Genomic DNA, 2,181 nt, shown 5'->3' on the forward strand with positions numbered 1-2,181 from the left:
GCCCCCGACGCTGAAGGTAGGGACATCATTCAATATCGTTGCAGGCGGTGCGACAGAATTGAGCTTGTACGACTTTTCCGCCGAAATCGAGATGCCGTGGGCTGAAAGCGAAGGGAAAATGATCAAACCGAAACGGTCCGCCGAGCAACAAGTCGCGGACGAGGCTACCCATTTGGAAATACTCGCCTTGAAGGGCTGGAGCTGATCATGACCCAAGCCCAACCAGGCATGCAAGAATGCCTGGTTGTCTTTGCTCGCAGTATAGAGGCCTTGCACTAGCCCCCGAAGGCCAGCGCGATCGAAGTCCAGGAGCGCGGCCCTAACGTCGCTCCAAGTTGGCGAGACAATTTTGCTGCGAACCACAGCCACGAACCTTTCCCTGATGGCCTTTGAGCGACCTTTTCGACTCGCTCAAGATACACAACTTACGCAAAGTCCCATCAACGATGCCAGACCACTGGCACATGGTCTGCTCCCCCGTAACCGAGGAGTATGACCATGCAGGATCAAGTGAAAACGACCCCGGCGTCCCAAAGGCGAGTGCCGTGGAACAAGGGAAAGCTGACCGGGGCAAAGCCACCGCTGCGCCCCAAACACGTCTGGTCGATCCGGACGAAGCTCCAGATCGAAGGCCGCACTCGCGACCTCGCCATGTTCAATCTGGCGATCGATAGCAAGTTGCGTGGCTGTGACGTCGTTGCTATCCGGGTCGAGGATGTCGCAGCCGGCGGCTACACGGCGGATCGCGCGACGGTCCGACAAAAGAACACCGGGCGGCCTGTCAGATTTGAATTGAGCGAGCAGACTCGCCAGGCGGTCGATGACTATCTAAAGGTCGCCAACAAACGGCCCGGTGAGTTCTTGTTCACCGGCCGTCGCGGTCCTGACCGCTATATGACAACGCGCCAATATGCCCGGCTCGTGTCGGAGTGGATCGGAAGCGTCGGGCTGGACCCAAGGCTGTTCGGGACGCATTCACTGCGACGCACAAAAGCTACCCTGATCTATCGACGCACGGGCAATCTCAGGGCCGTCCAGCTTCTGCTCGGACATACAAAGATCGAAAGCACGGTCAGATATCTCGGCATCGAAGTAGACGATGCCCTCGCAATAGCGGAACAAGTTGATGTCTGAAATACCCGGGCAGAGCGGACATGCTCTGCCCGATCTCTAACCGCCGGTTTGTGCCAATAAGCAACATCGAGGATGCAAACCACACAGACGAGTCCAAAAGAATGCCGCCCGCTCTTATTTCTACACCGATCAGCATAGATAAGACGGCCATCAGAGCTGGCGTCGATTTCGGACGATAGTGTCGCTATCAACACTGCCGAAACTGCAATCGGCTATGCCCTGGTGATCACGGCCTCCAAATATTCGCCCGGGATGATCAGCGTGTCGTTTCCGCCTCGGTTGAAGCTGCCGAGCAGATCAAGGATGTCGGCTTGCAGATCCGCCTGCTTCGGCGGATCGAGTGACGCAAACGCGCGGTTGGTCGGCCCGTAGTAGGTCTTGAACACTTCAATCCAATGCTCGGAAGACTCGTAGCGAAACGTGAAGATCTGCTGCGAGACCTTAACTTCATGGCCAGCAAACAACTCCAGTAGGCGCGCCTCAGTGCCCCAGAGTGTGGGTGACTTGATGCCGGCTGGAGGCGGCATGTGCTTTCCGATTCTCTTGAGGAGCTGGCCGATGAAGCCGTCGGGCGTCCAGTTAGCAAGTCCGATGTGGCCGCCTTTGCGCACCACGCGCGTCAGCTCCGTTGTCGCTTTCTCCTGGTTCGGCGTAAACATCACGCCGAACGTCGAAAGTGCCACGTCGAAACTGCCGTTCGCGAAGGGTAGAGCCTCGGCGTCAGCCTCCTGGAACATCACGGCCAAACGCTCGGCTGCGGCGCGCTCCTTGCCGTGTTCGAGAAGGGCGCCGACGTAGTCGGTCGACGTCACGCGTGCAAAGCGGCGGGCCGCAGCGAGTGTCGCGTTGCCATTTCCTGCGGCCACGTCGAGAACGCGGTCTCCGGCGTGCAGGTCGATCGCCTCGCATAGGCGCTCACCGACGATCTGAAGTGTGGTGCCGATGACCGCATAATCGCCGGCGGCCCAAGTCGCCTGCTGGCGCTGTTTGATGACGGCAAAGTCGGGGCTGAGTGTAGCAACGGTCATAGAGGTCTCCTTTCCCGAG

Annotated in this window: 3 protein-coding genes; 2 read left to right on the plus strand and 1 reads right to left on the minus strand. The window is 58.6% G+C overall.

All coding sequences use genetic code 11. The annotated features are described in order from the left end of the window. Both E8A46_RS19770 and E8A46_RS19775 read left to right on the plus strand, forming a co-directional pair. A partial coding sequence (locus E8A46_RS19770) for a hypothetical protein (RefSeq protein ID WP_291564788.1) occupies nt 1-205 on the plus strand: 205 nt, incomplete at its 5' end. 293 nt (nt 206-498) lie between these two features. Continuing rightward, entirely contained in the window at nt 499-1,134 is a 636-nt protein-coding gene (locus E8A46_RS19775) for a tyrosine-type recombinase/integrase (RefSeq protein ID WP_291564790.1), read from the plus strand. 212 nt (nt 1,135-1,346) lie between these two features. Here E8A46_RS19775 and E8A46_RS19780 read toward each other — a convergent pair whose 3' ends face one another. Next, a complete protein-coding gene (locus tag E8A46_RS19780) occupies nt 1,347-2,162 on the minus strand; it encodes a class I SAM-dependent methyltransferase (protein WP_291564791.1) in 816 nt (271 codons plus the stop codon). Nucleotides 2,163-2,181 lie beyond the last annotated feature (19 nt).

The sequence above is a fragment of the Bradyrhizobium sp. genome (assembly GCF_004799445.1).
Classification (GTDB): Bacteria; Pseudomonadota; Alphaproteobacteria; order Rhizobiales; family Xanthobacteraceae; genus Bradyrhizobium.